Genomic DNA, 21,485 nt, shown 5'->3' with positions numbered 1-21,485 from the left:
CCAACCGGGTCAAACCCCAAGAGGAAGCTGCAATGACGAGCCGTGAAGACCAGATCAAGGCCCTTGAACACGATTGGGCGACCAATCCCCGCTGGAAGCTTGTCAAGCGCGGTTACTCCGCTGCTGACGTCGTCCGTCTGCGTGGCAGCGTGGCCATCGATCACACGCTGGCCAAGCGTGGCGCCGAGAAGCTGTGGAAGCTCGTCAATGGCGAGGCCAAGAAGGGCTATGTGAACGCGTTCGGCGCGATCACCGCCGGTCAGGCCATGCAGCAGGCGAAGGCCGGTCTCGAAGCCGTCTACCTCTCGGGCTGGCAGGTTGCCGCCGACGGCAACACCAGCGAAACCATGTACCCGGACCAGTCGCTGTACGCGTACGACTCCGTGCCGACGATGGTTCGCCGCATCAACAACACCTTCACCCGCGCCGACGAAATCCAGTGGAGCCGCGGCATCGGCCCCGGCGACAAGGGCTTCATCGACTACTTCCTGCCGATCGTGGCGGACGCCGAAGCCGGTTTCGGCGGCGTGCTGAACGCCTTCGAGCTGATGAAGAACATGATCGTCTCCGGCGCGGCCGGCGTTCACTTCGAAGACCAGCTCGCTGCCGCCAAGAAGTGCGGCCACATGGGCGGCAAGGTGCTGGTGCCGACCCGCGAAGCGGTCGAGAAGCTGATCGCGGCCCGTTTTGCGGCTGACGTGCTCGGCGTGCCGACCATCGTGCTGGCCCGTACGGACGCCGAAGCGGCCAACCTGATCACCTCGGACTACGACGCCAACGACAAGCCGTTCCTGACCGGCGAGCGCACGCAGGAAGGCTTCTTCCGCGTCAAGAACGGTCTGGAGCAGGCGATCAGCCGTGGCGTCGCCTACGCGCCGTACGCGGATCTGGTCTGGTGCGAAACCGGCGTGCCGGACATCGGCTTCGCCCGCGAATTCGCGCAGGCCGTGCACGCGGCCTGCCCGGGCAAGCTGCTGTCGTACAACTGCTCGCCGTCGTTCAACTGGAAGAAGAATCTGGACGACAAGCAGATCGCCAAGTTCCAGCAGGACCTGTCGGACCTCGGCTACAAGTACCAGTTCATCACGCTCGCCGGCATCCACATCAACTGGTACAACACGTTCCAGTTCGCGCAGGCCTACGCGCAGGGCGAAGGCATGAAGCACTACGTGAACATGGTGCAGGAGCCGGAATTCGCCGCGCGCGAGCAGGGCTACACCTTCGTGTCGCACCAGCAGGAAGTCGGCACCGGCTACTTCGACGATGTCACCACCGTGATCCAGGGCGGTTCGTCGTCGGTCAAGGCCCTCACCGGGTCGACGGAAGAAGAACAGTTCCATTGATCATCACGGCGGCGGCCTGACCCCGGTCAGGTGGCTGCCGTGTTCGGATGATCGCCTGACCCGGTCATCGGTCAGGCGCTGAATCCCGAAAGCCCCGAGGCCTCGCCTCGGGGCTTTTTTCGTGGCCGAGGCTCGTTCGGACACCGCGTCAGCGATGCTGCAGTGCGTGATTCATCCGGTTCAGCTTCACGCGTACACTCGGGCAGCGCGTCCGGCGCCACGGGGCAGCAGACCCCGCAGGAACCAAAATGGGAGGAGCGAAATGCGTCTGTTGACTCGGGTGCTGGCGTTTGTCGCGGTGCTGATCGTCGGTCTGGTTGGAATCGGGTTCCTGCTGTCGGAAGAAGTGCACGTCGAGCGTCAGGCAGCGATCGATGCACCGCCCGCCGTCGTGTTTGCCATCCTCAACAATTTCAAGGATTTCGATCAGTGGTCGCCGTGGGCGGACCGTGATCCGGCGATGAAGGTCGAACGCAGCGGGCCGGAGTCCGGCGTCGGCGCGAAATACGTCTGGTCCGGCAATCGCGAAGTCGGCAGCGGCAGTCAGGAAATCACTGCCAGCACGCCGGACAGCGAGATCCGCATCAAGCTGATCTTTGGCGACTGGGACACGCCGAGCGAAGCGATCTACCGCATTGCGCCGGATGGCAGCGGCTCGGTCGTGACCTGGGCGCTGGACTCGCACCTCGGCAGCAATCCGGTCAACCGCTACTTCGGGCTGTTCATGGACAAGCAGGTCGGCCCGGATTACGTGCTCGGCCTGTCGCGGTTGAAGACGCTGGCCGAAGCGAAGGCGAAGGAGGTGCCGCCGTCACCCGCCGAGTCGGCCCCTGCCGAGGTGTCGCCGGTGGCCGAACCGGCACCGGCTGCCGATGGAACGGCATCGGCCACGCCCGCCAGCTGACCGAGCGTTGCCTGCTGGCGGCGTGATCGGCCATGGCCGCCGTCCGGTTTGCGGCCGGCTTTTCGCAGCCGTCCGCTGGCCTGTCCTCGTCGGGGCCGGGATTCAGCGGGCGACGAAGCTGTAGCTGGTCCAGTAGCTTTCCCAGTCCGCCATCGCGTCGCCGTCGGTGACGCGTCGCATCTGCACGGCGCGGATCAGCGTCAGGCCGCTGGCCTTGATCGGCAGGCTGGCGATGCCGTCGTCATTGGTTTCGGCGGCGATCGTGCGCACCTTCGTTGGCGAGCTGCGCTGACAGATTTCGACCGGCGCGCCGGCCAGTGGCTGGCCCTCGAACAGCAGCCGGACCTGGATCCTGTCGCCACGGCTGGCTTCGCCCGGCGAGCGCAGCGGCACCAGTTCCAGCTTCTGGCCGAGCGTGGCCGTGGCGGCCGGGTCATTCGCGCCCGTCGGCAGCAGCGCCTTGAGATAACGCCGGTAGCGCTCGCGACCCGGCGCGGCGGATTCCTTGCGCTGCCGACGCTCGGCGAGCGCGGCCTTGAAGCCTTCGTCGTCCAGATAGTCCTCGAACTTCTTCGCCTTCAGCTCGATGTACGACCAGTTCCGCTCGAACGCGATCAGGGCCGGTTGCTGCGCGGACGGCAGGCTGGCGAGCGGCGTGGCGTCCGGCGTGGCCAGCGGGATGAGGTCGGACTTCGAGTCGCCGCGATGGCCCGTGAATGCAACCGTCTTCGCCGGCTGGAACGCTCGCTGTTCCTCGATCTTCAGGCACTCGCCGACCAGCAGGCGCAGCTCGGTGATCGAGGGATCGGCAGGCGACGGCACGGCCTCGATCCAGTAGTCGTGCGCGATTGCCGGGCTGCAGAGCGCACCGGACAGCATCAGGGTGAGCAGGGATCGGTTCATGCCGCAAGCGTAAGCGAAAAACTTGTTTTGTCCCACACTCGTCTTGACGACCGTCAAGCGACATGCAGCCGTCGCCGCCCGATGCAGCCCAATGCAGCCCAATGCCGCCGATCAGGTCCTGATCAACGCGGCAGCGCCGCGATGCATTCGACTTCCACCCGGGCATTGAACGCGAGCCCGTTCGCGCCGAGCGCGCTGCGCGCCGGGAATCGGCCAGCCGCGAAATAGGTCTTGTAGATGTCGTTGAACGCGCCCCATTCGGCGAGATCGGCGAGGAACACCGTGCATTTCACGACGTCGGTCAGCGCGGCACCGTGCGCTTCGAGCGTGGTTCTGATGTTGTCCATCGTCTGACGCGCCTCTTCCTTCAGGCCACCCGGCACCAGCTTCAGCGTGCCCGGCACCAGCCCGACCTGACCGGACAGATACAGCGTGTTGCCGACGCGCACCGCTTCGGAGAACGGCAAGGTGGTCGGCACCACTTTCCCGGAGTTCAGGAATTCGGGCTTGGTGGCGGCTGTCGCAGGTGCCGAATCGGCCGCCCACGCGGCGGGTCCGACAATCAACGCGGCCCCGAGGCCGAGCAGCGTCAGGCGGTGCAAGCGTCGCTTGTTCATCGATGAATCCTCGCGGGGAATGGGCGTGATCGCGCTTGAGCCTAACCCGTGAAACGTGGCCCGAGCGAACGCGTCGTCAAGCCTGCCGCGAAGCGGTCGACGTCGGTATCCTTCGCGCGATGAGTGAACCCGCAGCCCCTTTCGATTCCAAGGCGTTCCTGTCGCAGCTGACCAGCTCGCCCGGCGTCTACCGCATGTACGACGCCGATTCCGAGCTGCTGTACGTCGGCAAGGCGCGCAACCTGAAGAAGCGCGTGTCGACGTACTTCCTGCGGGCGAGCGGCAATCCGCGCATCGAGTCGATGGTCGACCAGATCGCGCGCATCGAGGTCTCGCTGACGCACACGGAAGACGAGGCGCTGCTGCTGGAAGCGACGCTGATCAAGGAGCAGAACCCGCGCTACAACGTGTCGCTGCGGGACGACAAGAGCTACCCGTTCGTGAAGATCACGAACGGCCACGACTATCCCCGCATCGGCTTCCATCGCGGCGGCAAGGATGGCGAGGCGCGCTACTTCGGGCCGTTCCCGAGCGCCACCGCCGTGCGCGAGACGCTGTACACCCTGCAGAAGCTGTTTCGCTTGCGGCCGTGCAACGACACTTTCTTCGCCAATCGCCGCCGCGCCTGCCTGCAGCACCAGATTCGCCGCTGCTCGGCACCGTGCGTGAAGATGATCTCGCCCGAGGATTACGCGCTGGACGTCAACCGCGCCGTGCGCCTGCTCGAAGGCCGCGGCGACGAGCTGGCCAAGGAAATCGGCACCGAGATGGAAGCCGCGGCGGAAGCGCTGGAATTCGAGCGTGCGGCCAAGCTGCGCGACCAGATCGCGGCACTCGCCCGCGTTCGCGAGAACCGCGCGATCACCGGTGGCGCGGACGAGATCGACGTGATCGCCGTGGCCCAGCATCCGTCGGCGAGCTGCATCGTCGTCACCTCGGTGCGTGACGGCCTGAACCTTGGTCACGGCAGTTTCTTCCCGAAGCATCCGCACGGCATCGAGATTCCGGAACTGCTCGGCAGCTTCCTGAGCCAGTACTACCTGGCGCGCCCGGTGCCGCCGGAAGTGCTGATCAGCCATCAGCCGGATGATCTCGAATGGATCGAGGACACGCTGGCCGCGAAAGCCGGGCGCAAGGTCAAGATCACCGAACCGCAGCGCGGCCCGAAGCAGCGCCTGATGGAAATGGCGATCAACACGGCGAACCAGGCGCTGTCGACCAAGCTGGTCGAAGCTGCGAGCATGGACAAGCGGCTGGTCGAACTGAAGGACGCGCTGGAGCTCGACCGCCTGCCGCGGCGGCTCGAATGCTTCGACATCAGCCATTCGATGGGCGAGCTGCCGGTGGCCTCGTGCGTGGTGTTCAACGAGGAAGGGCCGCTGAAGATCGCGTACCGCAAGTTCAACATCGAAGGCATCACGCCCGGCGACGATTACGCGGCGATCAAGCAGGCGGTGTCGCGGCGCTTTGCCCGCGTCAAGACCGGCGAGGTGCAGGTGCCGGACGTGCTGTTCATCGATGGCGGGGCGGGGCAGCTGTCGTCGGCGATCGAGGCGCTGCAGGAGCTGGAGTTTGACGGCGTGCGCATTGTCGCGATCGCCAAGGGGCCGACGCGCAAGCCCGGACTCGAGCAGCTGATCCTGCCGGAGCGCGACGAGCCGATCATGCTGCCGCCGGACTCGCCGGCGCTGCACCTGATCCAGCGCATCCGCGACGAGGCGCACCGCTTCGCGATCACCGGCCATCGGGCACGGCGCGACAAGGCACGCGTGACCTCGGGGCTGGAAGCGATCGAAGGCCTGGGGCCGACCCGGCGTCGCGCGCTGCTGAACGCGCTCGGTGGCCTGGGCCAGATCAAGCGCGCCGGCATCGACGAACTGGCGAAGGTCGAGGGCATCAACCGGCGGCTGGCCGAGCGGATCTACGCGCACTTCCACTGATTCGGCGGCACGATCGGTCGCCTCGGCGATCCACCGCAAGAAAAACCAGATTTCGCGCGGGTTGTGCTGGAATCTGGCTGCCGGAAACGTGAAACTGCCGCCCCATGCGGATCAATCTTCCCACTGCGCTGACACTCGGACGTGTCGCCGTCATTCCGGTCGTGCTCGGCCTGTTCTACGTCGACTGGAAGCACGCGCGGCAGGCTGCCGCGCTGCTGTTCGTCGCGGCCGCGATCACCGACTGGCTCGATGGCTGGCTGGCGCGACGCTGGAACCAGACCTCGAACTTCGGCGCGTTCCTCGACCCGGTTGCCGACAAGCTGCTGGTGGCCGTGGCGCTGGTGATGCTGCTGCGCGATCACTCGACCGGGCTGATGGGCGTGCTGGTGGCGATCATCATCGGGCGGGAGATCACGATCTCGGCGCTGCGCGAGTGGCTGGCCGAGATGGGCGAGCGGCGCCGCGTGGCGGTCAACGTCGTCGGCAAGCTCAAGACCGTGTTCCAGATGACCGCGATCAGCCTGATGCTGTGGCAGCTGCCGATCGGCCCGGTGCCGGTCTACGACCTCGGCTACGGCCTGCTGTTCGCGGCAGCGGCGCTGACCTTGTGGTCGATGGTGGTATACCTGCGCGCGGCGTGGCCGCTGATGCGCGACAGCGTTTGAGCGCCTGCTTCGACCCGGTGGATGCCGGCGCCGATCTGGCCGAAATCGCTTGACACATCGGCCTCAGCCACTAGAATACGCGCCTCGGAACACGGTGCGGGAATAGCTCAGCTGGTAGAGCGCAACCTTGCCAAGGTTGAGGTCGCGAGTTCGAATCTCGTTTCCCGCTCCATCGTGACGACTGGAAAACCTCGTTCAGTGACGAGGTTTTTTCGCTTCAGGGCTTCGAAAGTGCCTTGTGTTGCAAGCGGTTCGCTCCGGCGGCCGACGCAGGCTCGATGGCAGAGTGGTGATGCAGGGGACTGCAAATCCCCGTACCTCGGTTCAATTCCGGGTCGAGCCTCCATATTTCAGGCAGTTGGCGTTGTCACGCGGGAATAGCTCAGCTGGTAGAGCGCAACCTTGCCAAGGTTGAGGTCGCGAGTTCGAATCTCGTTTCCCGCTCCAATTCGTCGATCGACAGGACCCCGCCCGCCGCGGGGTTTTCTGTTTTTGCGCTTCGCCGCGGCTCAGTCGCGTCGCCCGGTCAGCGCCTGCCGCCAGCGCGCGCAGTCGTGCTCCCAACGCAGCAGGCCGATGGCCCGCAACGAGCGCCGCACGAGCTGCCGGAGGCGGCTTTCGGCTTCGACGCGCTCGGCCCCGCCGGCCCCGTCCACGGTCAGCCAGCCGCGGGCACCGACCGGCTTCGCCAGCAGCGCACGCAGGCCGTCGGCGATCATCGCGTTGTAGAGCCGGGTCGAGCGCCGGTATTCGCCGACGCCGTGAAAGTCCGGCGACAGCGTCGGGTTCGGATTGATCTCGAACACCTGCAGCCGCCCGCGCGCGAACGCGTAGTCGACGCGGCCGTAGTCGACGCCGGCCCGATCGAAGATCGGCCGCAGCTGCGCCTCGTGCGGGTTCGCGTGCTGGAACGCGAGACAGCGGGCAAGATCGTCGGCGATCACCGCTTCGTCATCCTCGCCCTTGACGATCCAGCGATCGTTCATCGAATGGTCGGAGGCGATGAACACATCGCCGATCCGCAGTACGCTGTATTTCTCGTAGTGGCCGTCGGCATTGCGGACGTCGATGAACTCGGTCGTGACACAAGACGACAGGTCGATGCCATCGTGCCGCAGGCGCTCGAGCGCGGCGCGCAGTTCGGTTGCGTCGTGCAGCAGCGGCGTCAGGCCGGCCTTGTGCTCGATCAGCGGACGGACGAACACCGGATAGCGCAAGCCGTCGATCGGGGCCGTCGACAGGCGCGCGCCGAAATCGTTGATGCCCGCGGCCTGCAGCGCGTTCAGCAGCTGGAGGCGGCCGAGCAGCCGGCGCGGATCGTTCAGCCGGACGGCGCTCGGCAACGCGGCCGCCAGATGGTCGATCCGGCGCGCCACGGCGGCCGCTTCATCGGCGTCGAGGCGGTCGACATCGGCGAAGATATAGTGCCCAGCCGGCAGCTTCCGCCAGCTCAGGAACTCGCCGTAGCTCATCGTCATGACCTGTCGGCGCAGCGAGGCGGCGCTGGCTTCCAGGTACCGCTTGATCGTGTAGCCGTGAGCCGCCGTCGTCAGAAAAATGATCATCGATGCTGGGGCGAAAAAACCGGAAATCGCGAACGGCGTCGGCGCAGGCAAGGCCTGCGCGCGGCGGCATGATGCCCGGCCCGCGTCACCATGAAGCGTAGCACTCGACTCCTCCGCTGGCTGATGTCGTCCGGCGCCGATGCTGCCGGGCGCTTCTCGCTGCAGATCGTCGGCACCGTGGTGCTTACACGGCTGCTGGCGCCGGAGCTGTTCGGCCTGTCGGCGCTGACGATGGTCTATGTCGGCGTGCTGTCGGCCAGCACGACGGCGCTGTTCGAGGAAGCGTTGAGCCAGCGCCGCATCGTGCGCAAGGCGCATTTCGGTGGCGCTCTCGCAGCCGTGCTGGTGATCGCCATCGGGCTGTGCGCGGCCCTGAACGCGGCCGTCATGATGCTGCGCGGCGTGACCGGCGTGGCCTCCGATCTCTTGCCGTTGGTGGCGATGTGCAGCCTGCTGCTGTTCGTCGACGGGCCGCTGTCGATCGTCACCGCCGTCGCGCGCCGGCATCGGCGCTTCGGTGACATCGCCGCCGGCAATTTCTTCGGCGTGGCGCTCGGAACGATCACCGGCATCGTCGCCGCATGGCGCGGTGCCGGTGTCTGGGCGCTGCTTGCGGTGCCGATGACGGCGCGTACGACGAACCTGCTGATCATGCTGTGGCGCTGCCCGGTGCGCTTGCGACCGACGGCGGATCTCGCCGCCGTGCGCGAGCTGCTGCCGTTCGGCGGGTTGCATCTGCTGGGACGCAGCCTCGAAACGCTGAGCGACGCGCTGTTCCAGACCGTGGTGACGCGGCTGTTCGGGCTCGACGGCAACGGCTACCTGAACATGGCGAACCGCATCGTCGAGCCGATTCGCGGCGCGACGGGCGCGATCGGCCACAACATCGCGATGTCGTTCTTCTCGCGCGTGCAGGCGCAGCCGGAGCGGCTGCGGGTGGCGGTCGAGCAGACCGTCGGCCAGACCGCGCTGCTGCTGCAGCCGGTGTTCGTCGGACTGGCCCTGACCGCGCCGACGATCATCCTCGTCATTGCCGGGCCGGCCTGGGCGCCTGCCGCGCCGATCGCAATGCTGCTAGCGCTGGCCACCGGCATCGGCGGCGCCGGCAACTTCGTGCACAGCGGACTCGCGGCGACCGGGCGGGCCGGGGTCGGCGTGGCGTCCGGCGTGCTGGAACTGGTGGCGACCTCGGGCCTGCTGCTGTTGCTGGCACCGCTCGGGCCGCTCGCGATCGGGCTGGCGCGCCTGCTGGCCTGGCCGCTCGATGTCGTCTACGTCAGCCTGATCGGACGCCGGGCGTTCGGGCTGCAGCTGTCGACGATGCTCGCCGCGAACGGCGTGCCGCTGCTGCTGGCGCTGACAATGGCCGCGCCAGTGCTGCTGCTGGCGTCGTGGTCGTCGCTGGCGCCGGGCGCGCTGCTGGCGGCGCAGATCGTGGGCGGGGCCGTCACCTACGGGCTGGCCGTGTGGCTGTTCCAGCGCGACAAGGCGAGGGCACTGCTGGCGTCGCTGCGGCGGCGCTGAGCGCTGCGACCGCGCGGCGGCTCAGCCCAGATCGTGCGGCTGCGGCTCGTGTTCGAACGCCCGGTAGTCGCAGGTCAGTTCCTCGCCGGCGGCAATGTCGCGCGCGGCAATCGTCCGGGTGTCGTCCTCGAAGCAGTTCGGCGCGTTCTCGTGATTCATGAACTTGCCGTTGTCGCCGCAGAACATGTAGACGCCATCGACATTCAGATAGCAGTAGTGCCGGATGCGCGTCCGGAACGGCTCCGGGAACTGCGCGAGCGCCTCCGGCGGAATCGCCCAGTCGATCTCGGGATTCAGGTCCCAGACGACGGTGCCGGCCGGAATCGCCACCGGCGTGAACACGCCGAGACCATGGATGCGGCTCTGCGCAAGATACGTGGGCACGAGAAACATGCGGACTCCTCAGTCAGCGTGTCGGTGACTCGGTGGAACCTCGGGACAGCCACTGGCAGGAGGGTCGATCGCGAGCCGTTCAGAAGCCTGCGGCAACCGGTGCCGTCACGGCATGCTGTTCGGACTGTGCCTGCGTGATGTTGCTGCCCGGTGGCACGCTGCGCGTCAGCCAGACGTTGCCGCCGATGCTCGAACCCTTTCCGATGGTGACGCGGCCGAGAATCGTGGCGCCGGCATAGATCACGACGTCGTCCTCGACGATCGGATGCCGCGGCTGGCCCTTGATCAGGCTGCCGTCCTCGTTGGCGGCGAAGCGCTTGGCGCCGAGCGTCACCTGCTGGTACAGCCGCACGCGCTCGCCGATGACGGCGGTTTCGCCGATGACCACCCCAGTGCCGTGGTCGATGAAGAAGCGGCTGCCGATCGTCGCCCCCGGGTGGATGTCGATGCCGGTGGCCGAGTGCGACAGCTCGGCGATGATCCGCGCCAGCAGCGGCACGTCGAGCTTGTACAGCTGGTGGGCGAGGCGGTGGTAAATGACCGCGATCACGCCGGGATAGCACAGCAGCACCTCGTCGACGCTGCGCGCGGCCGGATCGCCATGGAAGGCCGCCTCGACATCGGAATCGAGCAGCTCGCGCGCCTTCGGCAGATAGCTGGCGAAGGCATTGACGATCGCGGTGGCACGCGGCACGACGGTGTCTTCCGGCTGGCCCTGCTGGCGCGCGGTGTAGCTCAGTTCCAGCACGACCTGCGCATACAGCGCGTTCAGTGCGGTATCGAGCGTATGGCCGACGTAGTAGTCCTCCGTCTCCTGACGCAGCTCCGGCGGGCCGAGGCGCATCGGGAACAGCGCGCCGCACAGCGACGTCATGATCGCCGCCACCTGTTCGCGCACCGGAAACTCGCGGCCGCCGGAGTCGAGACTGCGGTGCCGGGCTTCGCGCCAGCGTTCGCGTTGCTGGCGCAGGCCGGCGACGACCTGATCCAGATTCCAGTGCGGCAGATTCGGGGGTGACGGCATCATCGAAGCCTTTCCGGCAGGGGTTCCAACGGTGGCGGCAGGCGGAGCCGCAGTCTCATGACCGGGCCGGCGTCGCGAAGCGGCGGCTGATCAGCGTCTGCACGATGCCCATGCCGATCAGCACGAGCCCGGTCTGCATCCACGATCTCGCGAGATCGTGCCTGCGCCGGTCGTTCGCTTCGACATCGGCGCGGATCGCGGCGCGCAGCTCGGAAATCTTCTCCGGCGGCGGCTGCCGTTCGGCGGTCATGCGCGCCAGGTCGAGGCTCAGGTTGAGGTCGGCCGCCAGCTCGAAATCGTCCGGCGTGTAGACCGGCAACTGGCGTTCCTGATACCAGCCGTAGCCGACCAGACCGATCCCGACGGCGATGAACAGCAGCGCGAACTGCTGTCGGATATTGCTGCGCATGACGATTGAGGGGGCTCAAGGCGCAGCAGGCCGCTGCGGAATCCTGAGATAGACTCGACCCATATCCAGCTTATCCAGGAGCAGCCCATGCTGATTGGCGTCCCGAAAGAAATCAAGGTTCATGAGTACCGCGTCGGACTGACGCCGGCCGGCGTGCGTGAACTGACGGCCCACGGCCACCAGGTGCTGATCCAGGCCTCGGCCGGTCTCGGCATCGGCATTGCCGATGCGCAGTACGTCGCGGCCGGCGCCAGCATCGTCGACACCGCCGCGGAGATCTTTGCCCGCAGCGAGATGGTGATCAAGGTCAAGGAACCGCAGCCGGTCGAGTGCGCGATGCTGCGCGAGGGGCAGGTGCTGTTCACCTATCTGCATCTGGCGCCCGATCCGGCGCAGACCCAGGGCCTGATCGACAGCGGCTGCGTCGCCATCGCCTACGAAACGGTCACCGATGGCCGGGGCGGTCTGCCGCTGCTGGCGCCGATGAGCGAAGTCGCCGGCCGCATGTCGATCCAGGCCGGCGCCCATGCGCTGGAGAAGGCACAGGGCGGCACCGGCGTGCTGCTGGGCGGCGTGCCCGGCGTGGCCCCGGCCGATGTCGTGGTGATCGGCGGCGGTGTCGTCGGCTACAACGCGGCGCGGCTTGCGGTGGGCATGGGCGCGCGGGTGACGATCCTCGATCGCTCGCTGCCGCGTCTGGCCTGGCTCGACACCACGTTCGACGGTCGCCTGACCACGCTGTACTCGACGGCCGATGCGCTGGAAACCGCAGTGATCCATGCCGATCTGGTCATCGGTGCCGTGCTGGTGCCGGGTGCGGCTGCGCCGAAGCTGGTGACGCGCGCGATGCTCAAGCGGATGAAGCCGGGTGCCGTGATCGTCGATGTCGCGATCGACCAGGGCGGCTGCTTCGAAACTTCGCGCGCGACCACCCACCAGAATCCGACTTACGTCGAGGAAGGCGTGGTGCATTACTGTGTGGCGAACATGCCGGGCGGCGTCGCTCGCACGTCGACGTTCGCACTGACCAACGCCACGCTGCCGTTCGCGCTGGCGCTGGCCGACAAGGGCTACAAGCGCGCGCTGCTGGACGATCCGAACCTGCGCGAGGGCCTGAACGTGCATCTCGGCCGCGTCACCTACAAGGCGGTGGCGGAAGCGCTGGGCCATGACTATCAGTCGACCAGCGAAGCGCTGAAGCCGTGGTGGGCACCGAGCGATCACTGATCGCCTGATGGGGCACTGTCCGGTCAGCCTCGACCGGCAGCGTCCAAGGCCTTGCGCTTCGGCAGCGCAGGGTCAACCTGTTCAGCGCGAGCAAACGTCATCTGCTGATCGCCTGATCGGCTCGCCAGCGCATCGCCGCTCGAAGGCTGAAGCGCGCTACGGTCGAGCCGGCGGCAGCCCTGCCACCAGCACGTTGGCGATGGCGGTGAACATTGCCGTCGAGCGCTGGGCACGCGCCATCGTGCGCATGCCGCTGAGCGAGGCCATGACCGTGGAGGCGAATGCGACTGCCGCCTCCCGGGTCTCGAAGCGCGACTGCAGGCCATCGGCAATCGCCTCGACCCAGCTCTGGATGACCGCAGTCACCGCATCGGCGATCGGCCGGTTGCCCGATGACAGCTCGCCGCCGAGATTCGAGGCCACGCAGCCGGCGGTGTAATCGCTTTTCTCCAGTTCCCGCGCAGTGGCATCGAACATGGCGTGAATGAATGCGGCCGGATCTTGCGCCAGCTCGCTCGCCCGGCGCTCGATGCGTCCCCGCACTTCGGCACCGAAGACCTGCAGCGCCTCCAGTGCGAGCTGTTCCTTGCCGCCCGGGAAGTGGAAGTAGAACGAGCCTTTCGGCGCGCCACTTTCTTCCAGCAACTGTGTCAGCCCGGTCGCCGAATAGCCCTGCGTGCGGAACAGTCGGACGGCGGCCTCGATCGCGTCCTGACGGGCATTGCTGGTTCTGACCATGTCGATCTCCTCCGATGCCGGCTGACGAACGGCATTTGCATCGTCGTCGGCGATTATGTAGGGTGGTCACCATAGTATGGTGAATGCCATAGTGTAGCCGGAAACGGAATTTTTCCGAAACTGGTGCAGCAAGACGGGGCCGGCGGTCCGGCCAGAGTCACAAGGAACAAGGTGGGAGAGGAACGATGAAAACCGTGAATGTCGTGTCGTTTTCGGCGTTGTTGCTGTCAGGACTGAGCCTGATGATCCTGGGTGCGCGGATCTGGTCGGCGCCCGATGTTTTCGCGCATGACCTCGGCGTTGCGCGCCTGTCGGCCGAGGCCATCGCATCGCTGGCGCTTAGCCATGGCGGCGCGCTTCTCTCGCTGGGCCTGTTCGCGATCGGCGCTGCGTTCCTGTCGTCGACCGCACGCTGGATCGCGTTGGCCACCGTGCTGCTGGTCGGGCTGGTCGCCTGGTTCACGGTCTGGCCGTTTGCGGGGGCTGGCGGCCTGTACGCGCCGGCGCTGAAAACCCTGTTGCTGGCCGATGGTCTTGCGTTCATCGCCGTCACCGTGACCCGCGACGCCGACCGTGCCGCGCCGAAGCCGACCGATGCCGAGTTCCACTTTCGCTGGGGCTGAAGGCAGTCGTCGCGAAACGACGATCACCGCGCGCTCGAACCATCGGCGGCAGTGACATCGAACGCCCACACAAACGAAGGACGGATTTGGTGCCCCGGGCAGGAGTTGAACCTGCGACCTACCGCTTAGGAGGCGGTCGCTCTATCCACTGAGCTACCGGGGCGATGGAATGCTGAGGGTCCGAAGCGCGGCATGGCGCGTCGGGGTGGTACGCCCGGCCGGAATCGAACCGGCACGCCTGCGAAGGCGGGAGATTTTAAGTCTCATGCGTCTACCAATTTCGCCACGGGCGCAGCGCCCGCATTGTAGCGCAGGGGTCCGCAACGAAAGACGGCGATGTTCCTGTCTGGAACATCGCCGTCGGAACCGCAGGTTGCCGAAAGAACGCGTCGATCAGCGGTCGCGGAAGTGCGTCTCGACCTTTTCGTCCTGACCCTTCACGTCGACGCAGACGCTGGCGGTCGGGCGAGCGAGCAGGCGCGGGATGCCGATGGCCTCGCCGGTCTTGGTGCAGTAGCCATATTCCTTGTCGCGGATACGGCGCAGCGATTCCTCGATCTTGCGCAGCAGCATCGACTCGCGTTCGCGCAGCCGCAAATCGAGCCAATGCTCTTCTTCGGCGGTGGCACGGTCGGCGGGGTCGGCGAACACCTCGCGCTGATGGAGGCGTTCCTTGACGTCGAGCTCTCGCGCGAACACTTCTTCGCGCATCTTGAGCAGCCTCAGGCGGAAGAATTCCACCTGCACGTCATTCATGTAGTCGTCTTCCGACATCGCGCGGATGTCGTCATCGGTCAAGTTTGCAACATTGCTCAGCGTAGCAGCAGAAGAACGGGGAGCACGTGGAGGGCGTGCGGCTTTGTCGGACGGCGGCGTGACCGCCTGTTTGCTGGTTGAAGTTTTTACGGCGACGGCTCGGTTGCTGGGGGGGCTTCCGGGGACAGCGATGGCGACTCCGGAGTTGGGGACTGCAGCGCCGGTTCCGGCGCTGGGGGCGGCGGCGGGACTGGTGTCGGCGACGGCGCGGGTGCTACTGACTGCTTTTTTTTTTCGACGGCAGCCGGCTTCGCGGCCGGCTTCGGCGCCGCCTTCACGATGGCCTTCTTGGCAACGGCCGTCTTGGCCGGAACTGCCTTCTTGACCACCGCTTTCTTGGCGGCTGCTTTCTTGACGACGGCCTTCTTCGCCGGCGCCGCCTTCGCAGCGACTTTCTTGGCAGCGGCCTTCTTGGCCGGTGCCTTCTTCGCTACGGCTTTCTTGGCGACGGCCTTCTTGGCTGGTGCCGCCTTCTTGGCGACGGCCTTCTTGACTGCGGCCTTCTTGACGGAGGACTTGGTGGCTGCCTTCGCGGGAGCCTTCTTCGGTGCTGCCTTGGAGGGCTTGGCTTTCGCTGCCGGTTTCGTTGCGGGCTTGGATTTTGCCGCCGTCTTCTTGGTCGCCACCAGGGGTCTCCCTCTTCACGTACATGTGAGTAGAATCGGCCGGAAAATGCAATGTCAATTGCAGCGTCCGATATCGTCGCGTTATAGCACTGCACCTGATATGCGTCAATGAATCGCGACACGCTGTGGCAGCCTCGCGCCAGCTTCGAAACGCTGCGGCGGAGAGCCGATTTTTTCCGACAGCTCAGGTCATTTTTCGAGGCTCGCGGCGTGCTCGAAGTCGAGACGCCGATCCTGTCCCGCGGCGCCACCGTCGATCCTCAGATCGACAGCTTCACGACCCACGGCGAGCGCTGGCTGCAGACCTCGCCCGAGTTCCCGATGAAGCGCCTGCTCGCAGCCGGCAGCGGTCCGATCTTCCAGATCGCGCGCGTGTTCCGCATCGACGAGCAGGGGCGTCATCACAACCCCGAGTTCACGATGCTGGAGTGGTATCGGCCGGGCTGGGACCACCATGCGCTGATGAACGAGTGCGAGGCGCTGCTGCAGGCGCTGTCGGTCACCACGGAAGCTTGCCGGCGATCGACCTACCGCGAGGCCTTCGCGCGTCTTGCGGGGCTCGATCCGCATGTGGCGTCGATCGTCGATCTGGAGGCAGCGTGCCGGCGCGCGATCGGTCCGCTGCCGGACATGCCCGATCCTGCGATCGCCGCCGAGTCGGTGCGCCGCGACTTCCTGCTCGATCTGCTGATGAGCCATGTTGTCGGCCCGCAGCTCGGCCGCGATACGCCCGAATTCCTGCACGACTTTCCGGCTTCGCAGGCGGCGCTCGCGCGCATCCGGCAGGACGATCCACCGGTTGCCGAGCGGTTCGAGCTGTTCTGGCGCGGCATCGAACTGGCGAACGGCTTCCATGAACTCACCGATGCCGACGAACAGCAGCGACGCTTCGAGTCGGATCGTGCACGGCGCGCGCACGCGCAGCGCGTGGCGCCACCGTATGACGCGCGACTGATCGCGGCGATGCGGCATGGACTTCCGGACTGTGCCGGCGTCGCGGTCGGGCTGGACCGGCTGCTGATGCTGACGCTGGGCCTGCCGCACATCGGCGACACGCTGGCCTTTGACGACGAACGCGCCTGACCGGCTCGGCACGCCGTTCAGTGGTTCAGGATGTCCCGTGCAAAACTGCCGATCAGCGCGGTGACAACGACGACGAACAGGACGCGGACGAAGCCGCTGCCCTTGGCGATCGCGAGTCGGGAGCCGATCAGCGAGCCGCCGACGTTGAACGCAGCCATCGGGATGGCATACGCGTACAGCACGCTGCCGCTGGCCACGAAGTAGGTGAGCGCGGCGAAGTTGGTGATCGAATTCACGGCCTTCGCCGATGCCGAGGCGACGAGGAAGCTGAAGCCGAACAGGCCCACGAACGCGAAGATCAGGAAACTGCCGGTGCCGGGGCCGAAGAAGCCGTCGTAGAAACCGATGACCGCACCGACGGCGAGCCCCGTCAGCAACTGCTGGCGCGGGTTCAGCTTCGGCGCGTGCAGCTTGCCGAAGTCCTTCTTCCACAGTGTGTACGCCAGCACCGCGATCATCATCACGAGGATCAGCGGCTTGAGCTGCGCGTTGCCGATCAGGCTCACGGTGCGCGCACCCAGGAATGATGCGCCGGCGGCGACCACGCCGGCGGGCAGCACCACCGACCACGGCATCGGCACCTTGCGCGCGTACTGGATCGTCGCGCTCGCCGTGCCCCAGATCGCGGCGAACTTGTTGGTGCCGAGGATCGCCGCCGGCGGCACGCCGGGCATCAGCACGAACATCGCGGGGATCTGGATCAAACCCCCGCCGCCGACCACCGAATCGATGAAGCCGGCGAGGAACGCGAAGCCGCACAGCGCGGCCAGGGTCGGCGTCAACAGATCGGCAAGGGCAGGGAAGTCCGGCACGTGATGCGCGCGGCCTGCGCTCAGAGCATCTTGCTGACGGTGCTCGGCAGCTTGTAGCGCTTGCCGGACAGCAGCTTGTTCAGCAGCAGGGTCAGCCAGGCGCGGGACGACGAGAACTGCTTCAGGCTGATGAAGCGCACTTCGCCTTCGGCTTCGATCTCGTAGCGCTCGACGGTCACGGTGACGGCATCGCGTTCGCCCTTGAGCATGGCGCGTGCGGTGACCCGGTTGACGCCGGTATCGACGGTGCAGTCGATCACCTCGCCGTAGTCGCTGAGCTTGTCGTTGACGTAGGCCTTCAGGGCCATTCCGATGGCGCCGTCTTTGACGCCGCGGGCGAGTCCTTTGAGCATTGTTTGTTCCTTCTCAGAGAGTGTCGGACGCGAAAGCGGCAAGGCGCGAGCGCTCTCCGCGCGCCAGGGTCACGTGGCCGCCGTGCGGCCAGCCACGGAAACGGTCGACGACGTAGGTCAGGCCGGACGTGGTTTCCGACAGGTAAGGGGTATCGATCTGGGTCAGGTTGCCGAGGCAGACGATCTTCGAGCCCGGACCGCAGCGCGTGATCAGCGCCTTCATCTGCTTCGAGGTCAGGTTCTGCGCTTCGTCGATGATGATGAAGCGATTCAGGAAGGTGCGGCCGCGCATGAAGTTCAGGCTGCGGATCTTGATCCGCTTGCTCAGCAGATCGTTGGTCGCCGCGCGTTCCCAGTCACCGGCGTTGCTGGTCTGGGTCAGCACTTCGAGGTTGTCCATCAGCGCGCCCATCCACGGCGTCATCTTCTCTTCCTCGGTGCCCGGCAGGAAGCCGATGTCGTCACCGAGCGGCACGGTGACGCGGGTCATGATGATCTCGCGATAGCGCGGCTCGTCGAGCGTCTGCGCGAGGCCCGCGGCCAGTGCCAGCAGGGTCTTGCCGGTGCCGGCGGCGCCGAGCAGCGTGACGAAATCCACGTCCGGATCGAGCAGCAGGTTCAGCGCGAAGTTCTGTTCGCGGTTCTTGGCATGGATGCCCCAGACCGGCGTCTTGCCGGCGCGATAGTCGCGGATGACATGGAGCTTGGCGCTGTCGCCATCGAGCGCCTGAACGGTCAGTTCGAGGCCGCGCTCGACATCGTCCGGCAGGTACAGGAATTCGTTGACATGCCATTCCTTGACCTTCGGGCCGGTCACCTTGTAGCAGGCACGGCCGCGATCATCCTGCCAGCTGTCCATCTTCTCGCCATGCGTGGTCCAGAAGTCATCCGGCAGCTTGGCGTAGCCCGAGTACAGCAGATCGAGGTCGTCCAGCACCTGATCGTTGTGGTAGTCCTCGGTGTGGACGCCGACGATCGCCGCCTTGATCCGCAGGTTGATGTCCTTCGACACCAGGGTGATCGGCCGCGACGGATGCTGCGTCTGGATCGCGAGTGCCGCCAGCAGGATGTTGTTGTCCGGCTTGTTGCCCGGCAGCATTTCCGGCAGCGAGGCCGCCGACGGCCGGGTCTGGAAGAACAGCCGGCCGGTGGCAGGCGCAGTCGGCGTGCCGCCGTTGGCGTGACCGTTCCCGTTGCCGTTCGGCCCCTTGTTCAGGGTGGTTGGCAGCGGAATGCCCTTCTCGATCTGCGCGTGGTCCTTGCCATGCATCAGGCTGTCGAGGAAGCGGCTGACCTGACGCACGTTGCGCGAGGTTTCCGACGTGCCTTTCTTGCCGTTGTCGAGTTCCTCGAGCACGACCATCGGGATGTAGATGTCGTGTTCCTCGAAGCGGAACAGGCAGCTCGGGTCGTGCATCAGGACATTGGTGTCGAGCACGAAGATCTTCTTTTTCATCGATTTCCGGAATGAAAAACAGACGAGCCGACGCGCAGGTGACTGCGCGCCGGCTCAGGAGACACGTGGGGAATGACGGCGAGCAAGGGCGTCAGAGGGCCTTGACCGCCTCCAGCACTTCGGCGGCATGGCCCTTGGCCGAAACCTTGCGCCAGTCCTTGGCCAGCTTGCCTGATGTATCGAACACGAAGGTGCAGCGGTCGATGCCCATGTACTTCTTGCCGTACATGCTCTTCTCGACGATCGCGCCGAAGGCATTGCACACGGCTTCGTCACCATCGGACAGCAAGGTGAACGGGAAGCCGAACTTGGCGCAGAAGTTGTCGTGCGATTTCACGCTGTCCTTCGACACGCCGACGATATCGGCGCCGGCCTTCACGAACTCGGCATACAGCGCGGTGAATTCCTGACCCTCCACCGTGCAGCCGGGCGTGTTGTCCTTCGGATAGAAGTAAACGACGAGTTTCTTGCCCTTGAAATCCTTTGCCAGCTGGATCGTCTTGCCGCCGCTGGCGGCTACGGTCAGGTCGGGCAGCTTGTCGCCAATCGTCAGGCTCATGCAGCGGGTCCTCGTGAGGTTCGAAAAAGCGGGTGGGAGTCTGCTGACGATCAGACTACAGCCGGTTTGCAGGTTCAAGACCGCAAGATTCACGCCTTGCCGATACGGCTGCCAGCGACTGCCGTCAGCTCTTGATCGGGTCCAGCATGCCGTCGGCGTTCAGATCGTCGCAGAGATCCATGAACGATTCGCGCAGCGCCTGCGGATGCTGGTTGACCGGCACATGCAGCACCATCTGCACGCTGACCATGCCGGCGCCGGTGTGGGTCGACTGGTATTTCTGCGTCGACATCTCCGCCACCTGCACGTCCTGGCTGTGGAAGAACTCGAGCAGATGCACCAGCAGATCCGGCTGCTGCGGGGCGATAACGTCAGCCGCGTAAGGCCGGAACTCCGGGTTCTGCTCGCGCATGTTGCAGCGCTGGAAACGCACCTGCAGCTCGAGCTTTTCGGCAATCCCGGGCAGTGCGGTTTCGAGCCGGCCGAGCGCGCTCCAGTTGCCGGACACCACGAGATTGGCGGTCAGCCGATCGCCGATTGGTGCAATGCGGCAATCCTCGACTTCGCCACCGCGCTCGCGGATGGCCTTGAACAGTTCCAGCGCCAGCTGCGGGCGTGGTTGACCGAGTACGGAGATCGACAGCAGGTTTTCTGGGACGGCCATTGAGCGCGAAGGGAACGGGTGCGGGAATCCGGAGTCTGTAGGTTTCGAAGCGTCCGGCGCACCCGGAGGGCCGCCGTCTTCGTTCCGTTATAATCGCAGTTTAGCCACCCGCACCCAATTCCGCATGATCAAGGGCAGCATAGTCGCGATCGTCACGCCGATGACGCCAGCCGGCGACGTCGATTTCGACGCACTCGCCGCGCTCGTCGAATGGCACATCGCCGAAGGCACCGATGCCATCGTCGCGGTCGGCACTACCGGCGAATCGGCGACCTTGAACGTCGAGGAACACATCGCCGTCGTCCGGAAAGTGGTCGAGGTCTCGGGCAAGCGCATCCCCGTGCTCGCGGGCACCGGTGCGAATTCGACCGCCGAAGCGATCGAGCTGACGCAGCTCGCGAAAGCCGCCGGCGCCGATGCCGCCCTGATCGTCACCCCGTATTACAACAAGCCGCCGCAGGAAGGCCTGTATCGCCATTTCAAGGCGATTGCCGAAGCGGTCGCGATCCCGATCGTGCTGTACAACGTGCCCGGCCGCACCGGCTGCGACATGCTGCCGGCGACCGTCGCCCGGCTGGCGACGATTCCGAACATCGTCGGCATCAAGGAAGCCAAGGGCGACCTCAGCCGCGTGCGCGAGCTGCTGGCGCTCGGCCTGCCGAAGGACTTTGCGCTGTACACCGGCGATGACGCGACGGCGCGCGAGTCGATCCTGCTGGGCTTCCATGGCGACATCTCGGTGACGGCCAATGTCGCGCCGAAGCTGATGCACGCGCTGTGCGTTGCCGCACTCGCCGGCGATGCCGCGCAGGCGGCGGCCATCGACGCCAAGCTGGCCCTGCTGCACAAGCACCTGTTCGTCGACCCGAATCCAATTCCCGCGAAGTGGGCGCTGGAACAGATGGGCCGCATCGCCGGTGGCATTCGTCTGCCGCTGGTTCCGTTGAATTCCGACTACAGCGAAGTCGTGCGCGAAGCCCTGCGCGCGGCCGGAGCGCTTTGATGACCCTGTTTCGCCCGCTTGCCCTGATCGCCGCCGTTGCTGTGCTGTCGGGTTGCTCGTCGACCAGCTACTGCGCCAAGCCGCAACCGTACGAGAACGCCTTGTCGATCCCGCCGATCGTCGTGCCGGAAGGCATGACGCTGCCGGCGCCGTCCACCGCGCTGAAGGTGCCGGAAACCAAGGCCCAATCCCTGACCTACGGCTTCTACGCGCCGGACCCTGCGAACAAGAACAAGAA

22 protein-coding genes, 5 tRNA genes and 1 pseudogene are annotated in these 21,485 nt (G+C 66.0%); 13 read left to right on the top strand and 15 right to left on the bottom strand.

The window, feature by feature from the left end; genetic code table 11:
* Window positions 1-32 precede the first annotated feature (32 nt).
* Window positions 33-1,343: an isocitrate lyase gene (aceA, locus tag QZ951_RS15605; protein WP_293002205.1), complete on the top strand. Its 1,311-nt coding sequence runs from the start codon at window positions 33-35 to the stop codon at window positions 1,341-1,343.
* 262 nt (window positions 1,344-1,605) lie between these two features.
* Window positions 1,606-2,247 carry an SRPBCC family protein gene (locus tag QZ951_RS15600; RefSeq protein WP_293002203.1) on the top strand — a complete coding sequence of 214 codons (642 nt, stop codon included), beginning with the start codon at window positions 1,606-1,608 and terminating at the stop codon, window positions 2,245-2,247.
* A 102-nt stretch (window positions 2,248-2,349) separates the two neighbouring features.
* Here the strand turns inward: QZ951_RS15600 and QZ951_RS15595 are convergent, their stop codons facing one another.
* Together QZ951_RS15595 and QZ951_RS15590 are read right to left on the bottom strand one after the other, a co-directional pair.
* Entirely contained in the window at window positions 2,350-3,150 is an 801-nt protein-coding gene (locus QZ951_RS15595) for a DUF4198 domain-containing protein (RefSeq protein WP_293002201.1), read from the bottom strand.
* 122 nt (window positions 3,151-3,272) lie between these two features.
* Window positions 3,273-3,767 carry a RidA family protein gene (locus tag QZ951_RS15590; protein ID WP_293002199.1) on the bottom strand — a complete coding sequence of 165 codons (495 nt, stop codon included), beginning with the start codon at window positions 3,765-3,767 and terminating at the stop codon, window positions 3,273-3,275.
* A 119-nt stretch (window positions 3,768-3,886) separates the two neighbouring features.
* Between QZ951_RS15590 and uvrC the strand changes: the two genes are divergently transcribed.
* The 5 genes from uvrC (at window position 3,887) to QZ951_RS15565 (ending at window position 6,819) form a co-directional block, all read left to right on the top strand.
* Window positions 3,887-5,707, top strand: coding sequence for an excinuclease ABC subunit UvrC (uvrC, locus tag QZ951_RS15585; protein WP_293002197.1), 1,821 nt, complete (start codon window positions 3,887-3,889; stop codon window positions 5,705-5,707).
* A 104-nt stretch (window positions 5,708-5,811) separates the two neighbouring features.
* Window positions 5,812-6,372: a CDP-diacylglycerol--glycerol-3-phosphate 3-phosphatidyltransferase gene (pgsA, locus tag QZ951_RS15580; protein ID WP_293002195.1), complete on the top strand. Its 561-nt coding sequence runs from the start codon at window positions 5,812-5,814 to the stop codon at window positions 6,370-6,372.
* Between the two features lie 96 nt (window positions 6,373-6,468).
* Window positions 6,469-6,544, top strand: a tRNA-Gly gene (locus QZ951_RS15575).
* A 100-nt stretch (window positions 6,545-6,644) separates the two neighbouring features.
* Window positions 6,645-6,718, top strand: a tRNA-Cys gene (locus QZ951_RS15570).
* Between the two features lie 25 nt (window positions 6,719-6,743).
* Window positions 6,744-6,819 (top strand) — tRNA-Gly (locus QZ951_RS15565).
* 62 nt (window positions 6,820-6,881) lie between these two features.
* On the opposite strand, the gene QZ951_RS15560 is transcribed toward QZ951_RS15565, so the two are convergent.
* Window positions 6,882-7,937 carry a hypothetical protein gene (locus QZ951_RS15560; protein WP_293002193.1) on the bottom strand — a complete coding sequence of 352 codons (1,056 nt, stop codon included), beginning with the start codon at window positions 7,935-7,937 and terminating at the stop codon, window positions 6,882-6,884.
* Between the two features lie 90 nt (window positions 7,938-8,027).
* On the opposite strand from QZ951_RS15560, the gene QZ951_RS15555 reads away from it, so the two are divergent.
* A complete protein-coding gene (locus QZ951_RS15555) occupies window positions 8,028-9,461 on the top strand; it encodes an oligosaccharide flippase family protein (protein WP_293002190.1) in 1,434 nt (477 codons plus the stop codon).
* Between the two features lie 21 nt (window positions 9,462-9,482).
* Here QZ951_RS15555 and QZ951_RS15550 read toward each other — a convergent pair whose 3' ends face one another.
* From QZ951_RS15550 to QZ951_RS15540, 3 genes are all read right to left on the bottom strand, one after another.
* On the bottom strand, window positions 9,483-9,854 hold the full coding sequence (locus tag QZ951_RS15550) for an SET domain-containing protein (protein WP_293002188.1): 372 nt from the start codon (window positions 9,852-9,854) through the stop codon (window positions 9,483-9,485).
* A gap of 79 nt (window positions 9,855-9,933) precedes the next feature.
* Entirely contained in the window at window positions 9,934-10,878 is a 945-nt protein-coding gene (gene epsC, locus QZ951_RS15545; protein WP_366943945.1) for a serine O-acetyltransferase EpsC, read from the bottom strand.
* Window positions 10,879-10,933: 55 nt separating this feature from the next.
* Window positions 10,934-11,287 carry a hypothetical protein gene (locus QZ951_RS15540; protein ID WP_293002184.1) on the bottom strand — a complete coding sequence of 118 codons (354 nt, stop codon included), beginning with the start codon at window positions 11,285-11,287 and terminating at the stop codon, window positions 10,934-10,936.
* A gap of 87 nt (window positions 11,288-11,374) precedes the next feature.
* Between QZ951_RS15540 and ald the strand changes: the two genes are divergently transcribed.
* Window positions 11,375-12,514, top strand: a complete 1,140-nt coding sequence (gene ald / locus QZ951_RS15535) for an alanine dehydrogenase (protein WP_293002182.1) — start codon at window positions 11,375-11,377, stop codon at window positions 12,512-12,514.
* 156 nt (window positions 12,515-12,670) lie between these two features.
* Here ald and QZ951_RS15530 read toward each other — a convergent pair whose 3' ends face one another.
* Window positions 12,671-13,252: a TetR/AcrR family transcriptional regulator gene (locus tag QZ951_RS15530; protein ID WP_293002181.1), complete on the bottom strand. Its 582-nt coding sequence runs from the start codon at window positions 13,250-13,252 to the stop codon at window positions 12,671-12,673.
* Window positions 13,253-13,437: 185 nt separating this feature from the next.
* Here QZ951_RS15530 and QZ951_RS15525 point away from each other — a divergent pair, with 185 nt between their 5' ends.
* Window positions 13,438-13,875, top strand: coding sequence for a hypothetical protein (locus QZ951_RS15525; protein ID WP_293002179.1), 438 nt, complete (start codon window positions 13,438-13,440; stop codon window positions 13,873-13,875).
* An 87-nt stretch (window positions 13,876-13,962) separates the two neighbouring features.
* Here QZ951_RS15525 and QZ951_RS15520 read toward each other — a convergent pair.
* The 3 genes from QZ951_RS15520 to QZ951_RS15510 form a co-directional block, all read right to left on the bottom strand.
* A tRNA-Arg gene (locus QZ951_RS15520) sits at window positions 13,963-14,038 on the bottom strand.
* A gap of 43 nt (window positions 14,039-14,081) precedes the next feature.
* Window positions 14,082-14,168: transfer RNA gene (locus QZ951_RS15515), tRNA-Leu, on the bottom strand.
* 100 nt (window positions 14,169-14,268) lie between these two features.
* Entirely contained in the window at window positions 14,269-15,342 is a 1,074-nt protein-coding gene (locus QZ951_RS15510) for a TraR/DksA C4-type zinc finger protein (RefSeq protein WP_293002176.1), read from the bottom strand.
* Between the two features lie 83 nt (window positions 15,343-15,425).
* On the opposite strand from QZ951_RS15510, the gene epmA reads away from it, so the two are divergent.
* Complete coding sequence (gene epmA, locus QZ951_RS15505; RefSeq protein ID WP_293002174.1) at window positions 15,426-16,400, top strand: EF-P lysine aminoacylase EpmA; 975 nt, start codon at window positions 15,426-15,428, stop codon at window positions 16,398-16,400.
* Between the two features lie 17 nt (window positions 16,401-16,417).
* Here epmA and QZ951_RS15500 read toward each other — a convergent pair whose 3' ends face one another.
* The 5 genes from QZ951_RS15500 to QZ951_RS15480 all read right to left on the bottom strand — a co-directional run bounded on the left by QZ951_RS15500 (window position 16,418) and on the right by QZ951_RS15480 (window position 20,244).
* Complete coding sequence (locus QZ951_RS15500; protein WP_293002172.1) at window positions 16,418-17,182, bottom strand: TSUP family transporter; 765 nt, start codon at window positions 17,180-17,182, stop codon at window positions 16,418-16,420.
* A 50-nt stretch (window positions 17,183-17,232) separates the two neighbouring features.
* Window positions 17,233-17,565: a hypothetical protein gene (locus QZ951_RS15495; RefSeq protein ID WP_293002169.1), complete on the bottom strand. Its 333-nt coding sequence runs from the start codon at window positions 17,563-17,565 to the stop codon at window positions 17,233-17,235.
* A 13-nt stretch (window positions 17,566-17,578) separates the two neighbouring features.
* Window positions 17,579-19,021 carry a PhoH family protein gene (locus tag QZ951_RS15490; RefSeq protein ID WP_293002167.1) on the bottom strand — a complete coding sequence of 481 codons (1,443 nt, stop codon included), beginning with the start codon at window positions 19,019-19,021 and terminating at the stop codon, window positions 17,579-17,581.
* A 91-nt stretch (window positions 19,022-19,112) separates the two neighbouring features.
* Complete coding sequence (locus QZ951_RS15485) at window positions 19,113-19,580, bottom strand: peroxiredoxin (RefSeq protein WP_293002165.1); 468 nt, start codon at window positions 19,578-19,580, stop codon at window positions 19,113-19,115.
* A 124-nt stretch (window positions 19,581-19,704) separates the two neighbouring features.
* A complete protein-coding gene (locus QZ951_RS15480) occupies window positions 19,705-20,244 on the bottom strand; it encodes an ACT domain-containing protein (RefSeq protein WP_293002163.1) in 540 nt (179 codons plus the stop codon).
* A 124-nt stretch (window positions 20,245-20,368) separates the two neighbouring features.
* Between QZ951_RS15480 and dapA the strand changes: the two genes are divergently transcribed.
* The gene (gene dapA / locus QZ951_RS15475) at window positions 20,369-21,247 is read left to right on the top strand and encodes a 4-hydroxy-tetrahydrodipicolinate synthase (RefSeq protein ID WP_293002161.1); all 879 of its coding nucleotides are present in this window, start codon (window positions 20,369-20,371) and stop codon (window positions 21,245-21,247) included.
* Window positions 21,247-21,485, top strand: a pseudogene (locus tag QZ951_RS15470) (hypothetical protein); the annotation flags it as partial. The gene dapA and the pseudogene QZ951_RS15470, both read left to right, overlap by 1 nt.

This window comes from Nevskia sp., assembly GCF_021732705.1.
Classification (GTDB): Bacteria; Pseudomonadota; Gammaproteobacteria; order Nevskiales; family Nevskiaceae; genus Nevskia.
The sequence above is the reverse complement of the archived record's forward strand: the minus strand, read 5'-3'. Positions and strand labels throughout refer to the sequence as shown.